At 66.9% G+C, this 16,704-nt stretch carries 18 protein-coding genes; 11 read left to right on the top strand and 7 right to left on the bottom strand.

Annotated features, from left to right (window positions below; translation table 11 throughout):
- A partial coding sequence (locus EV644_RS36830; protein ID WP_132194823.1) for a universal stress protein occupies window positions 1-471 on the top strand: 471 nt, incomplete at its 5' end.
- A 117-nt stretch (window positions 472-588) separates the two neighbouring features.
- Here the strand turns inward: EV644_RS36830 and EV644_RS36825 are convergent.
- Window positions 589-1,425 (bottom strand): hypothetical protein, encoded by an 837-nt coding sequence (locus EV644_RS36825; RefSeq protein WP_132194825.1) that lies wholly within the window; start codon window positions 1,423-1,425, stop codon window positions 589-591.
- Here EV644_RS36825 and EV644_RS36820 point away from each other — a divergent pair.
- Both EV644_RS36820 and EV644_RS36815 read left to right on the top strand, forming a co-directional pair.
- Window positions 1,384-2,130, top strand: a complete 747-nt coding sequence (locus EV644_RS36820; RefSeq protein ID WP_132194827.1) for a helix-turn-helix domain-containing protein — start codon at window positions 1,384-1,386, stop codon at window positions 2,128-2,130. The two genes, EV644_RS36825 and EV644_RS36820, sit on opposite strands and share 42 nt — an antisense overlap.
- A 39-nt stretch (window positions 2,131-2,169) precedes the next feature.
- Window positions 2,170-2,676: a hypothetical protein gene (locus tag EV644_RS36815; RefSeq protein WP_132194829.1), complete on the top strand. Its 507-nt coding sequence runs from the start codon at window positions 2,170-2,172 to the stop codon at window positions 2,674-2,676.
- A 213-nt stretch (window positions 2,677-2,889) separates the two neighbouring features.
- Here EV644_RS36815 and EV644_RS36810 read toward each other — a convergent pair whose 3' ends face one another.
- Both EV644_RS36810 and EV644_RS36805 read right to left on the bottom strand, forming a co-directional pair.
- On the bottom strand, window positions 2,890-4,209 hold the full coding sequence (locus EV644_RS36810) for an MFS transporter (protein ID WP_132194831.1): 1,320 nt from the start codon (window positions 4,207-4,209) through the stop codon (window positions 2,890-2,892).
- Complete coding sequence (locus EV644_RS36805; RefSeq protein WP_132194833.1) at window positions 4,206-5,549, bottom strand: FAD-binding oxidoreductase; 1,344 nt, start codon at window positions 5,547-5,549, stop codon at window positions 4,206-4,208. The genes EV644_RS36810 and EV644_RS36805 overlap by 4 nt, the downstream gene beginning before the upstream one ends.
- Before the next feature lie 115 nt (window positions 5,550-5,664).
- Here EV644_RS36805 and EV644_RS36800 point away from each other — a divergent pair, with 115 nt between their 5' ends.
- The gene (locus EV644_RS36800) at window positions 5,665-6,747 is read left to right on the top strand and encodes a response regulator transcription factor (protein ID WP_199240208.1); all 1,083 of its coding nucleotides are present in this window, start codon (window positions 5,665-5,667) and stop codon (window positions 6,745-6,747) included.
- A 40-nt stretch (window positions 6,748-6,787) separates the two neighbouring features.
- Here EV644_RS36800 and EV644_RS36795 read toward each other — a convergent pair whose 3' ends face one another.
- Window positions 6,788-7,726, bottom strand: coding sequence for an AraC family transcriptional regulator (locus tag EV644_RS36795; protein ID WP_132194837.1), 939 nt, complete (start codon window positions 7,724-7,726; stop codon window positions 6,788-6,790).
- Window positions 7,727-7,923: 197 nt separating this feature from the next.
- Between EV644_RS36795 and EV644_RS36790 the strand changes: the two genes are divergently transcribed.
- From EV644_RS36790 to EV644_RS36765, 6 genes are all read left to right on the top strand, one after another.
- Entirely contained in the window at window positions 7,924-8,862 is a 939-nt protein-coding gene (locus tag EV644_RS36790) for a zinc-dependent alcohol dehydrogenase family protein (RefSeq protein WP_199240207.1), read from the top strand.
- Between the two features lie 70 nt (window positions 8,863-8,932).
- Entirely contained in the window at window positions 8,933-9,844 is a 912-nt protein-coding gene (locus EV644_RS36785) for an oxidoreductase (RefSeq protein ID WP_241999268.1), read from the top strand.
- Window positions 9,845-9,978: 134 nt separating this feature from the next.
- Window positions 9,979-10,842 carry an SDR family oxidoreductase gene (locus EV644_RS36780; protein ID WP_132194841.1) on the top strand — a complete coding sequence of 288 codons (864 nt, stop codon included), beginning with the start codon at window positions 9,979-9,981 and terminating at the stop codon, window positions 10,840-10,842.
- Window positions 10,839-11,783 (top strand): haloalkane dehalogenase, encoded by a 945-nt coding sequence (locus tag EV644_RS36775; RefSeq protein ID WP_199240206.1) that lies wholly within the window; start codon window positions 10,839-10,841, stop codon window positions 11,781-11,783. Before EV644_RS36780 ends, EV644_RS36775 begins: the two co-directional genes overlap by 4 nt.
- A gap of 5 nt (window positions 11,784-11,788) precedes the next feature.
- The gene (locus tag EV644_RS36770) at window positions 11,789-12,319 is read left to right on the top strand and encodes an anthrone oxygenase family protein (protein ID WP_132195025.1); all 531 of its coding nucleotides are present in this window, start codon (window positions 11,789-11,791) and stop codon (window positions 12,317-12,319) included.
- A gap of 392 nt (window positions 12,320-12,711) precedes the next feature.
- Complete coding sequence (locus EV644_RS36765; RefSeq protein WP_132194843.1) at window positions 12,712-13,200, top strand: MarR family transcriptional regulator; 489 nt, start codon at window positions 12,712-12,714, stop codon at window positions 13,198-13,200.
- 28 nt (window positions 13,201-13,228) lie between these two features.
- Here the strand turns inward: EV644_RS36765 and EV644_RS36760 are convergent, their stop codons facing one another.
- Window positions 13,229-14,143: a LysR family transcriptional regulator gene (locus EV644_RS36760; RefSeq protein ID WP_132194845.1), complete on the bottom strand. Its 915-nt coding sequence runs from the start codon at window positions 14,141-14,143 to the stop codon at window positions 13,229-13,231.
- A 71-nt stretch (window positions 14,144-14,214) separates the two neighbouring features.
- Here EV644_RS36760 and EV644_RS36755 point away from each other — a divergent pair, with 71 nt between their 5' ends.
- Window positions 14,215-15,135, top strand: a complete 921-nt coding sequence (locus EV644_RS36755; protein ID WP_132194847.1) for a DMT family transporter — start codon at window positions 14,215-14,217, stop codon at window positions 15,133-15,135.
- Window positions 15,136-15,374: 239 nt separating this feature from the next.
- Here the strand turns inward: EV644_RS36755 and EV644_RS36750 are convergent, their stop codons facing one another.
- Both EV644_RS36750 and EV644_RS36745 read right to left on the bottom strand, forming a co-directional pair.
- Window positions 15,375-15,833: a carboxymuconolactone decarboxylase family protein gene (locus tag EV644_RS36750; RefSeq protein ID WP_132194849.1), complete on the bottom strand. Its 459-nt coding sequence runs from the start codon at window positions 15,831-15,833 to the stop codon at window positions 15,375-15,377.
- A 119-nt stretch (window positions 15,834-15,952) separates the two neighbouring features.
- Window positions 15,953-16,681, bottom strand: a complete 729-nt coding sequence (locus EV644_RS36745) for an alpha/beta fold hydrolase (RefSeq protein WP_132194851.1) — start codon at window positions 16,679-16,681, stop codon at window positions 15,953-15,955.
- Window positions 16,682-16,704 lie beyond the last annotated feature (23 nt).

The raw sequence follows: 16,704 nt of genomic DNA, 5'->3' as shown, positions 1-16,704 counted from the left end.
ACAGCGGTGACGGCCAAGGCACCATGCCCGGTCGTCGTGGTGCGCGATCTTGACGCGGCCGGACCAGTGCTGGTCGGCGCCGACGGGTCCGCCGACTCCGAAGCTGCTGTTCTGTTCGGCTTCGAGGCGGCCGCCCGATCCGGCAACCCGCTGGAGGTGGTCTATTGCTGGCAACCGCAGAGCCGCCACGATGCATCGATCGACAGTGCCGAGGGACTTCTGCGGAACTGGCTGGCCGAGAGTGTGGCGCCGTACCGGGACAAGTTCCCGGGGGTGCGGGTCCGGGCCGAGGTCGTGGCAGGCCGGCCGGCCGCGGTACTGGCGGAACGCAGTAGCGCCAGTTCGATGGTCGTGGTCGGCTCCCGCGGTCGCGGCGGCGTCACCGGTCTGTTGCTCGGCTCGGTCAGCCAAAGGCTGCTGCACCACGCGAGCTGCCCGGTCGCCGTCGTACGCCCGACGCAGGAACACTGAGGCCGACGGCCGCGGTCCGAACGCAGGCGTTGAGCTCTGCTTCACACAGCGGAGAATCCGCCACGAAAGAGGCATGCTCGGCCGGGTCTGGGCCGAGCATGCCTCTTTCGTGATCTGTCAGCGCAGTCGGTAGGCGCGGATGATGGTCTGTTCGACCGTGCTCCCGCTGGAGTCGACTGCTTTGGCGCGCAGCGATACGTAGCCGCCGGTCGGGTGGCGCAGCACGATGACGCCGTCACCACCGTGGCCGCGGACTTGTTCCCGCCGCCAGGTCTTGCCGTCGTCATAGGACACCTCGACGGTCAGTGAGGTGACCTTGGCCGCCGGTGCTCCGGGGTTGGCGAGCACCTGGACGGGGACGATGGCGGTGCGATCGCCGGGGGCGGAGTTGGCCTCGTCGAGCGTGGGCGTGAACCGGACGACGCGTACGGGCAGCGACGCCGGCCGGTCACCGCCCGAACCGTCCGAGGTCCAGGTCCACACGAGGCCGACCTTGGTGGACACGTCGGTGAGGCTGCGGGTCGCCTCGGTCTCCATCCGGTAGCGGCCCGCGACCGGAGCGCCGCCTACAACGCACAGACCCTGGCTCGCGGATTCGCAGACCACCGTGCCGTCGCGGGAGAGCACCGTCCGCGCGCTATCCACAGCAGATTGTCCCGTGGTGTCGGGTGCGGTGCCGAACAGGCCAACGGCTAGCCGCAGGAACGTCGGGTACTGCGTGGCGCTGTCGGCCCTCCAGTCCGGGCCGGGCAGCGACGGGCCGAACACGGCGCGACAGTTCCACACGCCCTCTATCAGTCGGCGAGGCAGCACCATCCCAACAACCTGGTCGAGCTCGTCGAACCCGGAGAGCTGGACCAGGCGTTCAAGGAACTGCAGGGTGCCGCCAGGGTCGAGATCCGGGCTTTCGTCATGCCGCCATTCCTGACCGACGACACCGATGAGGCCTTCCACACCGTCGAAGTGGATCAGCTGAACGGCGGGGTCCGCTATCGAGTCGTCTACGACCGGGCAGGCTTCTACGCCCAGGGTGGGCTGGAATCGATGCTCGCCGACGTCTCCGCCGGTGAGGAGGTGCGGGTCTTGGATCGGCTGCCAGTCAAGCTCTTCCTGGTTGATGACCTGACGCCTGTGGTGCCGTGGGACGGTGGTGGGGGAGTGGCGAGCTCTCGCGCTCTGGTGATCCGGGGCACGGGTCTCCTGACTGGGCTGATCGCCTTGTTCGAGCAGACCTGGGAACGAGCTGCACCGTTCAGCGACGCCATGGCCGGTAGCTCCAGCGGCGAGGGCCACCTGCCCTTCGACCCCGAGTCACAACGGCTGCTGATCTTGCTACGGGCCGGCTTCACCGATGTCACGATCGCTAGGCAACTCGGCGTCAGCACCCGTACTGTGCAGCGGCGGATCCGTTTGCTGATGGAAGCGGCCGGTGCCGAGAACCGCTTCCAACTGGGTGCCCCAGGCGACCGCCCTCGGCTGGGTCAATCCCGTTCGCTGAATTGTCCGCCAACGGCTAAAGGCGTTCCTTCGAAACCAGCGGCATGCCAGACAGATCACGATCACAGGAGGCCTCACGAGTCCGTCCCTGATTGGTCAGCTGCCAGCGAACTCACGTTCGACCATGTCGATTTCCTGCCCGTCCGTACGACGCGTTCGTGATGGGGAACCGATAGTCGTGCGTGAATGAGAGGAACCAGGATGAAGGAGCTTGTTGACCTGGTCGGCCTGGGTGAGGTGCCGCCCGGCTGGTCGCATATCCGGAAGGAAGTGAGCCCAGGCGGGGCTCAGCCTCTTCCGGGTGCCTACCTCAAGTGGTACGACGTTCACAGCCCGGACCGGGTGATTTCGGAGGCTGAGCGGGACCAGGCTCGAAGGTTCTTGGAGTACGAGACCGACAGCGGTGCGCTCGCATTCCGCAACGAGCTCGGTTTCGTCATCCTGCATCGGTCGGGTGCGGCGTTCCACTTCCTGATCGTCTGTGTCTGGCGTGAGGTGAACGAGATGTGGCAGGTCCTGTACCTGAAAGAGGCCGACGGCACCTATCAGCAGATCCCTGACGCTGAGCGATTCCGTCCAGTGCAATGCGTGTGGGAGCTGGGGCCGACTTCGCATGAGCGAGAGGCGAGGTCGAGATACCTGTCCTCGCCACGCGACGAGGCATCGAAGCGGGCCTATGTGGAGGACCTCTACACGGGGACCGTCTGACTACAGCAGCGGTGTTCGGGTGCAGTCGATGGCGCTGATCATCGTTGTCATGGGCAACCTGATCCGCCGCCCCGGCATCGCCATTAAGGCGCGACTCTCGTAGCCGGGTACCTACGTGTTGGATGCGATCGCGAAACGCCGAGTCCCGCAAGGAAACCGCGGCCCGGGCACTGTGCCACTCGCCCCCCCACGCCCTGTCAGGCGCCCTGACCGCTAACGGGTCGCTATCTCGGCAGGCTTCCGCGGGCGGTGCAGGGTGAGGGCTGCGAGGGCGCCGAACAGGGGGAAGATGGCGATCACTGCGATCACCGTGGTCAGGCTGAACGACTTCGCGAGCGCGCCGGCGACAGCTGAGCCGGCACCGCCGCCGACGAAGAAGGTCAGGTTCAGCAGAGCGACCCCGCCTCCTCGTTGTGCCGGCTGGATCCGTGCGGACAGCAGTCCGGTCGCGACTACTTGAGTGCTGGCGAAGGCTGCGAAGCCCAGCGAGACGGCGCAGATCACCAGGACGGAACTGTCGAGCAGGCCCGCCAAGCCGAACAGCACAGCAGACGACAGGGAGGTTGCCGCGATCAAGACGCCGCCGCCGGCCAGCCTGCTCGCCCACCGGGAGAGGACGCCGCCGAGCACGGCTCCCGGCAGCAGCCAGGCGCCGACCGACAGGACCGACCAGCCGTGCTCGCGCACGAGGAACTGCGGTGCCGCGTACATCGCTCCGAAGAGCCCGGCGAACACACCGACTCCGGTGGCCATCACCCGGAGGAAAGTGGTGTCGGTGACCAACCAGCGCTGCACGAACCCTTCAGGTACGCGGGCCACCCGCAGCACCAGACCCGTCGCGCTCACCACCAGCGCCGCCGCCAGACCAGCGACCGCAGTGGTTGGAAGCTCCAGCGCCGACGACTGGATCAGGATGACGAACGAGGCGGCACTCACGCTGAGCAGGGCCGCCCCGGCCAGATCGACCGGCCGGTTCGAACCTGACCGGGACTTCGCCAGCCGCAGCGCGAAAGGCACAGCCAGCACCGAAAGCACCGGCAGTACCACCGTGAGCCGCCAGGTCAGCCACTCCGTCACCGCGCCGCCGGCCAAGGTGGCGCCGGCCGAGAACACGGCGATCGTGGCGCCGAAGGTCGCGAGCACCTTCGGTCGCTGATCCGGGGTGGACGACGACGCCAGGACCAGCGCGGACGCGGACGTCGCGCCGGACCCGGTCGCGAGCACCAGTCGGCCGATCACCAGCGCGACGATGCCCTGTGCCGACAGGCAGACCACCGCTCCGGCGACGAGCACACCCGCGCCGGCCAGCAAGGTCACCCGGACTCCGCGCGAATCGGCGAACCGGCCGGACAGCGCAGTACCGATGCCTAGGGCAAGGGCATGCGCGATCAGAACCCAGGCTGCGGTGGACGGCGTAGTACCGAGCGCCCGGGTGACGTCCGGCAGCGCGACCCCCGCGGCGGTCACCCCGAAGATCGCCGGGCCGAACAGGCCACCGAGCCGGAGCCCGGTCGAGCGTGCACTTGTTGTCATGACGGCCTGCTGTCGATCGGAGGGATGTTCTGGTTGAAGCGGAAGAGGTTCGCCGGGTCGTAGCGCCGTTTGAGCTCGGCCAGCCGCTGATAGACCGCCGGCGCGAAAGCGCGCGCGGTCTGCTTCTCGGCGCCGGGACCATTGAGGAAGTTGATGTAGGCGCGGCCGCTGCCCCACGGCCCGAGCGCCGCCAGCACGGACGCGGACATTCCGTCCGGCGGCGCGATCGTCGCCAGCGTGAACGCCGTGTCGCGGTGCCCGGTCGCGCTGGGCACCTCGGGCAGCCGCGCGACCGCGCCCCCGAGGTGTCTCAGCTCGACTATGTACGCCGAGCAGCCCGAACCCGGCCCGGCCACCTCGAGCAGAGTCTTGGCCGCATGCACGTCGAAGCTGTCGAGCAGGATCGACCTTTCCTGCAGAGGCATCGGGTCGACCGGATCCTGGTGGACCTCGCCGATCTCCGGATAGGGGCGCTCCGCGACCGTGTCGATGATGGGACCGAGCCCACGCAACGGGGCGAGCAGCCGATCGCCGTCCGCCGGGACGCCGAGGAAGGTGATCCGCACATGCGCGCTCACCCGTCCACGAAGTGGCGCCGGCACTGTCGGAAGGTCGGGCAGTCGCAACAGGGCGAGCGACGTGGTCATGGACTCAGGGAGTTCCGCGGTCCACCGCCACCACGTGTCGAGTACGGCCTCGGCCGACTCCGCCGCGAAGAACAGGCCGCCGCCGTAGAAGGTCCGGACCGGCATCAGCCCGAACTCCATCGCCATGACCACGCCGAAGTTGCCCTTGCCGCCGCGCATCGCCCAGAACAGGTCGGGTTCCTCGTCCACGCTGGCCCTCCGCGGGACCCCGTCGGCGGTGACGACATCGATCCACCTGACGTGGTCAGCGGCGTACCCGAACTGCCGCGCCATCGGCCCGAGACCGCCACCGAGGGTGTAGCCGACGACTCCGACCAACGGTGACGACCCGTTCAGCGGAGCCAGCCCGTACGGCGCGGCCGCCGCGATCACCTGGTTCCATCTGGCCCCGGCCTCGACCCGGGCGGTCCGTGCCTCCGGATCGATGTCGACGCCGCGTAGACGGCCGGTGGTGAGGAGGATGCCGCCGTCGACCGGTACGGAGATCCCGTGGCCGGTGGCCTGGACTCCCACTGGCAGGCCGCGCTCGGCGGCGTACCGGACCGTTGTCGCGATGTGATCGGCGTGCTCGGCGGCGACGACGAGGTCCGGCCGATGGACCGCGGCCGTGTTGAAGCCGGCCAGCTCGCTGTCCCAGCCGCGATGACCGGGAGACAGCAGTTGATCGCCGAGGAGGCGCTTCAGACTTGTCATACCGCGAGTCTGGGGAGCGCCGGCCGCCCGTCCCATCCCTCGTTTGAGGGTTTACGCGTGTTCCTATGCTGGTAGCGGCGAAGGGAAGCGGATGAGTCGATCGGACGAGCGTCGCATGCTGTTGTCGAAGGCCACGGAAGAGCCGGACGCGCTCGGGATGTTCGCGCAGGCGTCCGCGCGGCTGAGGCGAGTGGTGCCGTTCGACGCCGCGGTCTGGCGGGCCACCGATCCCGAGACCGGCATCCTGACCACGCCCATGCACGGCGAGAACATCGACGCCCAAGGTTGCTTCGAGTACTGGGAGACCGAGCTCCTCGCCGGCACCGTCAACCTCTACAGCGACCTGACCACGGCCCCGGTCCCAGTGGCGGGGCTCCGTGACACCACCGGCGACTGCCCGGGAACCAGCGCCATCTACGTGGACTTCATGAAGCCCCGCGGCCTGTACGACGAACTGCGGGCGGTCCTGCGCGTCGGTAGTCGTCCGCAGGGCACAATCAGCCTCTTCCGAACCAGCAAGGCCTTCAGCCGCGCCGATGTAGAGTTCGTGAACTCGCTCGTCACACCTTTGGCCAGGCGGCTCCGCTCCTATGCGACACCCGCTGAGTACGCCATAGCCGCGGGCGGCCCGGGGTTGCTGCTCTTCGACGCGGCAGGCTCGCTGGTGTCCGTCAACGACGAGGCCCGGCGCTATCTCGAAGAGCTCCCCGAGGGCGGTCCTTCAACGGACAGCCGACTGGATCTCCCTGTTCCGCCCTGGCTGCACACGATCGCCTTGACGGCCCGGAGCGGTCCCGCCTGGATCCGCCTGCGCACACGCGGGGGTCGCTGGCTGGTCTGCCACGCCTCGCCGATGGATGAGATCGGCGGAGGCCCGCAGGGATCCGCCGTCGTGCTCGAACCGGCGAAGGCATCCGACGTGATGCCGCTGGTCGCCGACGCGTACGAGCTGTCCGAGCGCGAGGTCGAGGTCACCCAGCACGTCGCGCGCGGGCTGCCGACGGAGAAGATCGCCGAGCACCTGTTCCTCTCGCCGCATACCGTGCGCGACCACATCAAGGCGATCTTCGAGAAGACCCAGGTGTCGTCGCGAGGCGAACTGGTCGGCAAGCTCTTCGTCGAGCACTACCGGCCCGCCGGCGAACAGACCGTCCAGGCCGCGGACGAGCGCCGCGCAACTGCCGGAAGTCTCAGCTGACCGGTCCCAGGTGGGACTTTGTGCCTTGCCTGATTCGGCTTCAGACGGTGGCGGTGGGTCTGCGAGCGCTCATTTGGTTGCGTCGATATCGCCCAGGGGTGACGCCGTACTGACGTTTGAACGCAGCGGAGAAAGCTATGTCTGAGGTATATCCGGCTTGTTGGGAGATGACGCGCAGTGGCGCGTCGGACTCGCGGAGCAGGCGAGCGCCGGTGGTCATTCGCCACCAGGTGAGGTAGGTGAGCGGCGGCTGCCCGATCAGCACTGTGAACCGCCGGGCGAAGGCCGCACGGGACAGGCCCGCCTCGGCGCCGAGTTGTTCGACCGTCCACGGATGCGCAGGGTCATCGTGAATGCTCGTCAAGGCCGCCGCGATCGCCGGATCGTTGAGCGCTGCCACCCAGCCGGTTGCCTTCTTGTTGTGAGGCTCCTGATCGAACCAGGCCCGCAGAATGTAGAGCAGGAGCGTGTCCAGCAGTGCCGGGACTATGGCGCCGAATCCGAGCAGCGGTCTCTCCAGTTCGCTGCCCAGCAGGTCGACTGTGGCGCGCAGCGATGAGTGGCACCCGACCTGTGCCGGCAGATGGACTATCTGTTGGACCTCCGACAGAAGCGGGTGCGCTCGTGTCTCGTCGAGCATGTACGCACCACAGAGAACAACTGTGGCAGCGCCTGACCCCTCGCCCCGTACCTGGCTGTACGGCTCTCTTTGGCGTTTGATCTCCGCAAGAGGGGTGGACGGGCTATCGGCCAGCCCGTGTGAGGTCTCACCGTGGACGAACGCGACGTCGCCCGGTCCGAGCGCGATCGGAGTGCCGTTGGGTGGCGGAATGAGCCAGCAAGACCCTTGGAGGACGACATGAAAGCCCGCTCCCTGACTCGACGGGAAGAACATGCCCCAGGGGGCATACAGCTCGTGGCGGGTCGAGTGGGGTGTGCCGGTGCGCATGGCAGCAATGACGTCGCTCAGTACATCCACAGCGACAGTCTATCGCTGTTTCACCATCAAGACGATCGCTTGTAAAGTCGAGGCAAACACTTATTGTTCGTCTCCGGTGGTCGATATAGCTTGATCCAAGCGGACTTAGTGTCCGGCCGGCGAAAGAGGACATCCCGATGGCAAAGACAGTGCGCTTCCATGAACTCGGCGGACCCGAGGTACTCAAAGTCGAAGAGGTGGAGATCGGCGAGCCCGGTAAGGGTGAATTGCGGATCCGGGTCGACGCAATCGGCTTGAATCGGGCCGAGGCACTTTTCCGTGCCGGTTTCTATTTCTATCAACCGACCTTGCCGGCCTCCGGTATCGGATACGAGGCCTCGGGGACGGTGGATGCTGTCGGTGACGGAGTGGACGGCTTCGTCCCCGGCGACGCGGTCAGTACCATCCCGGCGTTCTACATGAACGAGTACGCCACCTACGGTGAGCAGGTGATCGTGCCGGCTGCTGCCGCAGTGCGGCGCCAGGAGGGCATCGACGCGGTGACCAGCGCCGCGGTGTGGATCGCCTACACGACGGCGTACGGAATGCTGGTGGAAATCGGCCAGATCGGGGCCGGCGACACCGTGCTCATCACAGCAGCCTCCAGCAGCGTCGGTCTGGCCGCAATCCAGATCGCCAACCACCTCGGCGCCATTCCCATCGCGACCACCCGCACCAGCGACAAGAAGCAGCAGCTGCTTCAGGCCGGCGCTGCGCACGTGATCGCCACCGAGGAGGAAGATCTTGTCACCCGGGTCCGTGCGCTCACTGGCGACGGCGGCGTAGAACTGGCTGTCGACGCGATTGGCGGCGCAGGCGTCCACACGGTCGTCTCATCAGTCGTCCGTGGCGGCACCCTCGTCCTCTATGGCGCCCTCGACCCCAGTCCGATGCCGCTGCCATTTGCTGACGATGGCCGAGGACGCAACATCCGCTGGTACTACTTCGCCGAACTCACCCTGGATCAGCCGCAGCAGTTGCGTCGAGCAGAGCTCTTCATCAACGCCGGCCTGCGATCCGGCTCACTGTCGCCTGTCATCGACCGCACCTTTGATCTCGACGACGTCGTGGAGGCCCACCGCTACCTCGAATCCAACGCGCAGGTCGGCAAGATCGTCCTTACTGTCCGGCACTGAGTGGGGAAGACGGCGCGCTCCCGGGCCCGGGGCTTCGACCGGCAAGGACGCCACTATGAGACGAGGACAGATGACGGAAATGCATGAACGCCCCGCACCGGCGGGGGCGGGGTCCGAGCCGCCGGTCTGGCTGATCACCGGATGTTCGTCCGGTCTCGGGCTTGCGGTGGCCCGGGCGGCGATAGAGCGAGGTTTCCGGGTGGTCGCCACCGCGCGTGATCCACAGGTACTCGACGACCTGACACATCACCGGCCGGACTCCTTGTTGCGGTTGCGGCTCGACCTGCTCGATCCGGACTCGATCGAGGCTGCCGTGCGGGATGCGCTCGACCGGTTCGGGCGGATCGACGTGCTGCTGAACAACGCGGGGACTGCGACCTTCGGCGCGGTCGAGGAGTTGACGGACGACTTGCTCCGGGCACAGCTGGAAACCAACCTTGTCGGATCACTGGCAGTCACGCGGGCGGTATTGCCAGCGATGCGACGTCAGGGATCCGGGCGCATTCTGCAGATGAGCTCGATGGGCGGCCGGTGTGCCTTTCCCGGGCTGGGTGCGTACCACGCCAGCAAGTTCGCACTCGAGGGCGCATCGATCGCGCTGGCCCAGGAGGTCGCCGCGTTCGGCGTCTTCGTGACGCTGGTCGAGCCTGGTGACTTCCGCACGCCAGTGCTGGCTCCTGCCCGGCTGACGACCGCGGATCCGATGCCCGAGTACGCCGACACGGTCGGCAGGGTCCGCGAGGCGATCGCGAAACTGGACGGGAACCAGCCGGGTGACCCGGACCGTGCCGCGGCGGCGATGATCGCCATCGCGGCCAGTGCAACGCCCCCTCTGCACCTCGCGCTCGGACCAGACTGCTACGCGCGGTTCAAGGAGCAGCTCGAGGCACAGCTTGCCGAACTCGAACAGTGGTCACACCTCACCCTGTCCACCGACCTGGTGCCGGACGCGCCGGCCGCGAACGGTGGCACGCACAGCTGATGCCGCCCGACGCCGCTTGTTCGGCGGCCGGCCGGTAGTGCTCGACGAAGAGTTTCTGACCACGGTTTGGGTTCGCCCGGGATACGAGTAGTATGAAAGACATAAGATACGAATCTCGGAGAGTTGGAGTTGGCATGATCGTGGTCACGGGAGCGACCGGCACCCTCGGGCGTCCGCTCGTTGCATTGCTGAAGGATCAGGGCGTCGCGGTGCGCGCGGTCGCCAGGTTCGCCGACGCGGGGACGGTGCCGGTCGGAGTCGAGGTCCACAAGGCGGATCTGGCCCGGCCGGAGGAGGTCGCGCCTGCTCTGGAGGGGGCAAGCGCCCTGTTCGTGCATCCGCGTGCAGTCGGGGAGAGTGCGGCCAAACTGGTCGCGCTTTCCGCCGAGAAGGGGGTACGGCGAATCGTGGTTCTGTCGGCGATCAACGTCGACGACGACCCGTCGTACCAGCCGTCGCGATTGAACGGTGATCGCAACAAGGAGGTGGAGGACGCTGTCGCCGGCGGGGGACTGCCGTGGGTGGCGGTACGGGCCAGTTCGTTCGCCACCAACGCCATCGGCATGTTCGGTGCTCAGGTGCGCGCCGGTGATGTCATCCGGGCCCCGTACGGCGACTTCGCCGAGGCTCCGCTCCACGAGGCGGACCTGGCCGCCGTGATCGCCCGTGCGCTGATCGACAACAACCTCGACGGACGCCGGATCCCGGTGACTGGCCCCGATTCGGTGACTCACGAGGAGATGGTCGACGTCATCGGCGAGGTGATCGGACGGCCCCTCACTTTCCAGGAGGTCCCGGCGGAGCTGGCTGTGCGCGGAATGGTCGCGAATGGTCTGCCGGAGGCTTTCGTCAACGCGCTGATGGCGAGATACGAACGAGGTGCCGGGAATCCTGCCCCGGTCACTGACGAGGTGGAGCGGATCCTCGGCCGCCCGGCCCGCAGCTTCGCCCAGTGGGTCGCGGACCATGCGGACGCCTTCCGGGCGGTGGCGTCATGACCATCGACAGCCGCCGTACTCCGGACGCCAGGTTCGAGGGGCTGCTCGACTACCCGTTCGAGCCGCATTACTTGGAGATCGATGCCGGCGACGGCGCTGATACTCGGCTACGCGTGCATTACATCGACGAGCGACCCGATCCGGCCAAGGCGTCCGGCGAGACCGTGCTTCTGCTGCACGGCGAGCCGACCTGGAGCTACCTCTACAGACACGTCATCCCGCCATTGGTCGCGGCCGGGCACCGCTGTGTCGCCCCCGACCTCGTCGGCTTCGGCAAATCCGACAAGCCCGCCAACCGATTCGACTACACCTACCAGTCTCACGTGGACTGGCTCCGCCAGGTCGTCCTCGACCAGCTCGAACTGTCCGCCGTGACGATGGTCTGTCACGACTGGGGTGGCCTGCTGGGCCTGCGCCTGCTGGGCGAACATCCGGACAGGTTCCGACGTGTCGTGGCGACGAGCACCTCGATGCCGACGGGGGATCGGGAGCCCAGTGGTCCGCTGTCCATCTGGCTGCAGATCAGCCAGCGGTCGAACCCGTTCGTGGCGAGTCAGGTCGTGGATCGCGGTACGGTCACCGAGCTCGAGCCGGCGGTCCGGGCGGCATACGACGCGCCGTTCCCCGACGAGGGCTACCTGCAGGGCGCCCGGCAGTTTCCGCTGCTGATCCCTTTGACCCCGTACGACGTGGCGACCGTACCGAATCGCGAGGCATGGTCGGTACTGCGGACCCTGTCCATCCCCTTCCTGTACGCGCACGCCGATCACGACTGGGGAGTCGGCGAGGGCAGGACGACGCTGCGCGAAGCGGTTCCGGGTGCGCGGGAGGTGGTCATCGAGAACGCCGGCCACTTCGGCCTGGAAGACCGCGGGCCCGAGTTCGCCGCCGTGGTCGACGAGTTCATCGGGTCCACCGCCACCGTGGAGAGGACTGCGTGAGCAACATGTCGATCCTGAAGGTCGTGCGGGCGGCAAGCCTGCTGTTCACCGGGCTGTTCGCCGGGTTCCTGCTCGGTGTGCTCGTGCTGGAGAACTCGTTGCGGGGTTACGGTGCCGCGGTTTACGCGCAGGTGCGGCAGGTCGAGCTCGACTCGCTGGACACGCTGGCCTCCGTCACGTTGATCCCGGCGCTGGTCAGCACTCTGGTCGTGGCCGTCCTGGCCATCCGGGCCAGAGGCAACGATCGGTGGTTGCTGCTGGCGGCGTTCGCGCTGCTGCTAGTGGTGTTCGTGACATCGCTGGCGGTCAATCTGCCGATCAACGGTGATCAGGCCGACTGGTCGGTGCAGGCGCCGCCGGCGGACTGGGCGAGTGTGCGGGACCGCTGGCAAGCGGCCCATGTGGTCCGCACCGTGTCCGCAGTACTGGCGTTCTGCTCGCTGGCTGTCGCCGCTGTTATCCGTACGGCCCGCAGTACTGCCGGTGGACGAAACGACAGCGCGCTGGTTGGGAGCAAAGCCGGTTCATCTCACTAATAGCCCGCACCGGACAGACCACCGGAACACCTCGTTCAGTCCCGCCGCTGAAGCCGGCGGCGGGACGTCGTCTCTGAGGCCGTCGTCGAGGCAAGGGAAAGTTGCGAGTCCTAAAGTAGTACGAGGATCGTATGCTATGATTTGAGTATTTAAATTGATTCCTCGGTCGGAGTCCTCAACTGGCAATCGTGAAGATTATGCGGTCCGCGGTCGCCATGATTGCGGAGACCGGGACCGTTGCGATCTTCAACAGTCCTTGCGAGGATTCGACGCGGGCTCGCGGCCAGCCGGACGCCGCTCCGGCTGTACCGGCCGGCCGGCGACCGCGTCGCAGCTCGCGGGACGTTAGTAGAGTGCTGTGCGGACGTCGTGCGACCTGAGGAGCAGATTTTATGAGTTCGGCATCTTCTGGCGAGGCGAGGCGCCGACGGCGGCTGGCGAGCGAGATCAAGGACTCGCTCCGCGAGTTGAGCAACCAGCTGTCGTTGCTCAACCACCAGGTCGGTGCACACCTCGACCTGAAGGACGTCGACCTGGACTGCCTGGAGCTCATCACCCGGCATGGCCCGATGAGCCCGAGTATCGTGGCGAGGCGCGCGGGGCTGCATCCCGCGACCATGACCGGTGTACTCGACCGCCTGCAACGCGGCGGCTGGATCGTCCGCGAACGTGACCCCGAAGCGGCGGACCGCCGCGCCGTGACCGTCCGTGCCCTGCGCGACCGCAACGCCGAGGTCTTCCAGCTCTACTCGGGCATGAACACCACGATGGACGACCTCCTCGCCGACTACTCAGAAGCCGACTTGGAACTCCTCGCCGACTTCATCCAACGCACCACCACCGCAGGCCAGTCCGCGACTGCGACGCTCGCCGAGGTCTGAGGCGCCGGTCGTCGATCCGGGTTGGCGGTCAGACCGCCCCCGCTGCTTCGGCCAGATGTTCGAGGACAACGCGTACTGCGGGATGGCGTGCGCCACCTGGCCGGGTCAGGGTGAAGATGTGGCGCGCGGTCGCGGGGGTGATGGGTAGCAGAGCTACGTTCTCAGGCCTGTGGAGCGTGGCCAGTTGGGGAACCAGGGCGACTGCCTCACCTGCGGCCACGAGGGCGAGCATGGCAGAGAACTCTGCGCACTTCGCGACCGTGCGAGGTACGAAGCCGGCAGCGCGGCAGGCATGTTCGACCATCCGATAGCAGGCACTCATGGCGTCTGGTACGAGCCAGTCCCGGTCGGCCAGCTCGGCGAGTGGCACTGGCAGTGGCCGGCTTCGTGGTGCGTTCAACGGATCGCCGGCGGCGACTGCCAGGACTACCGGATCGGCGAGCAGCGCCTGCCGTTCCACGGATGTCGGCATCGGACCCGGAGCGAGCTCATACGAGTAGGCAATGACGATGTCGGCATCGCCACGCATGAGTGCATCGAGGCCCTGCTCCGGTTCGAGGGTGGTGAGCTGGAGTCGAATCCTGGGCGCGTGTTCTGCGCGCAGCTGTTGCCACGTTTCGGCGACCAAGGTGCCCATCGCCGAGGAGAAGGCAGCGACTCGAACTGTGCCGGCGATTTCCGTGCCCAACGCGACAAGATCGGCTTCGGCGGCGGCCAGTTGATCGAGGACGATGCGGGTGTGTGCGACGAGCAGCAGGCCGGCTTCGGTGAGCCGCAGTCGGCGGCCGACTCGCTCGACGAGTTGGACGCCGGTCTCTCGCTCGAGCTGGGCCAACTGCTGGGAGACCGCCGGCCCGCTGATATGTACGGCCTCGGCTGTCGCCGTGACCGTCCCTTCCGTGGCCAGGACGTTGAGGAGGCGGAGTCGCCGCAGCTCTAACATTAAGCTCACCTTATGGATTCGGAGGAAGAACAGAAGTAGACTTTACGATAGGGGATCGCAAGACTTGAGTCGTGAAGACCAACCGGGCATGGGCCGCTCTGGCGGCCACCATCGTGTTGTGGGCGGTGGCCTTCCCCGCCATCCGCGTCGGATTGGCAGGGTATGGCCCCGCGGCACTCGCGCTCCTGCGCTTGATGATCGCTTCGGCATCGCTCGCGCTGGCCGCACCGATCCTGGGTCTGCGTCGGCCGGCCAGGCGCGACCTGCCGCTGATCGCGCTGGCAGGTCTGACCGGGATGGCCGGCTACCAATTCCTGCTGACGTGGGGTGAGGTGCACGTTCCAGCCGGAACCGCGAGTCTCATCATTGTCACCAATCCCGTCTACAGCGCCGTCGTCGCGATGCTGTTCATCGGCGAGCGCATGACTGCGCGCCAGGTCGTCGGAGCAGGGGCCGCGCTCGTGGGGACCATCGCCATCGCCACCGCCAGGGCTGGCGTGGAAATCGATCGTTCTGCATGGGTCATCCTGGCGGCGGCCGTCGCTTTCGGCTCGTACCACGTAGCCATCAAGCCGCTGCTCAGCCGATACAGCGGCCTGGAAGTGACGGCCTACGCGACGTGGACCGGCACGCTGCTCTTGCTGCCGGGCCTGCCGGCCCTCGTGCAGGCGATCCCAGACGCAACTGCCCGAGCCACCTTGGCGGCTGCCTTCCTGGGAGTGGCGCCGTCCGCCCTGGGTTTCGTGGCCTGGGGTTATGCCGTCGCGCGTCTGCCGGTGACGACGGCGACTGGTGCCCTGTACTTGGTTCCACCCATCGCGGTCGTCACCGGATGGCTCTGGCTCGGCGAGAACCCGCGAGCCATCGAACTCCTGGGCGGCGTCCTCGCGATCGCCAGCGTCGCATTCGCCAACAGCCGACGCCGACCGGGGCCAGACCCGCAACGGAAGGCGCCCGAGCTGACGAAGCGCGGGTCCAGGGTCCGCAGATGAGGTCAACCGCAAGAGCGGCACCTTGATGTTCCGCCGTTCAGCTTCACGATTGCGATCCCCCAGTAACTCCGCGAAGCGGAGGCCCTGCCGCACACCAAAGTGTGGCAGGGCCTCTGTCTCGTAGAGCACGAACCGTTTGTGTAGCCACTTTGGGCCAAGGACGCCGCTAAGGCAATGTCGTTGTGACCTTGCCGTAGCGGCTTTGTGGGCCGGTCACCAGTTCGATGACGGGTCGACTTTCAGCCCCAGGTGGCGCCGGCGGGTTCGCGGATGGTGGTGTTGAGACGGTTGAACAGGTTGGTGATGCCGATCATGAGGATGACCGCGGCCAGCTGCTGCTCATCGAAGTAGTGCGCCGCCTCTGCCCAGATCTCGTCGGTCACAGCCTCCGGTCGATCCGCCAGCCGGGTCGCCGCCTCTGCCAGCGCCAGCGCGGCCCGCTCCGAGTCGGTGAACAGGTTCGACTCGCGCCATGCGACTACCTGCAACAGCCGATCCTCGGTCTCCCCGGCCTTCCTCGCGCTCTTCACACCGGCGTCGACGCACGGGCTACAGCCATTGATCTGGCTCGCGCGCAGATGCACCAGTTCCAGCGTGGTCTCCGGGACACCTCCCTTGTGCATCGCTTTGTAGATGTTCTGGATCCCCGTCATAGCGTCCGGAAGCACCATGGCAGGGTTCTTCATCCTGGCAGTCATCTTGACCTCTCCATTGATCCGTTTCGGTCGTTCACCGCATTGACGCATTCAGCAAAGGAAAGGTGACTAATCCAGCCGTGTAGGCAATAGAGCGGGTCGAGTTGCATGCCGGCGTCTGCTCAGGCCAGGAAGTCGATCAAGGACTTCGAGACCAGCTCCGGGTCTTCTTCGCACAGCCAGTGCAGTGCCTTGTCCACGGTGATGACGCCGCGGATGTCCGTCGCGATCTGCGGCAGAGTGTTGTCGAACCACGGGCGGGACGTGGCCGCGATCAACCCCAGCAGCGGCATGGTGACCTTGACGTAGGTCTTCATGTCCGCGATGTCCTGATGGACCGCCTGGTACCACGCGTTCGAGGCCCGGATCGCGTCCGGGTCGTCGTACCACGAGGTGTAGACCCTGCGGTCCGCGTCGGTGACGTTGTCCTGGTTCCGCAGACCGATGCCGTAGTGCCAATCGATCAGGCACCTCGAACGGGCCTGCAACAGTTGGCCGGGTAACTCCTTCACCTGGTTGAAGGCCCACCACCACATGTGCACGCCGGCACCGGGCTTGGTCAGCATCGGTAGGTCGTAGAGGGTCGGGTCAGGATGCAGGACGTCCAGCAGAGCGAGCCGGCGGGTCGCGGCCCCATGGTTGGCCGCGAAACTGAAGGCGACCATCGCCCCGATGTCGTGCCCGGCAATGTTCACCTGCCGGTACCCGAGGCTGCGGACCAGCTCGTAGATGTCGCGGGCCATCGTCTTCTGGTCGTAGCCGCCCGCCGGGCGCTCCGAGGCGCCCATGGTCGTCGACCGGAGATCCCGGTCCTCGCTGCCCTGACGCACTCCGGCGGACGAAGGTGACATCGCCGATCGCCACCCCCACCGCG

The sequence above is a fragment of the Kribbella orskensis genome, assembly GCF_004342085.1.
In the GTDB taxonomy this organism is placed as follows: Bacteria; Actinomycetota; Actinomycetes; order Propionibacteriales; family Kribbellaceae; genus Kribbella; species Kribbella orskensis.
This window is presented reverse-complemented; position numbering and strand designations above follow the sequence as displayed.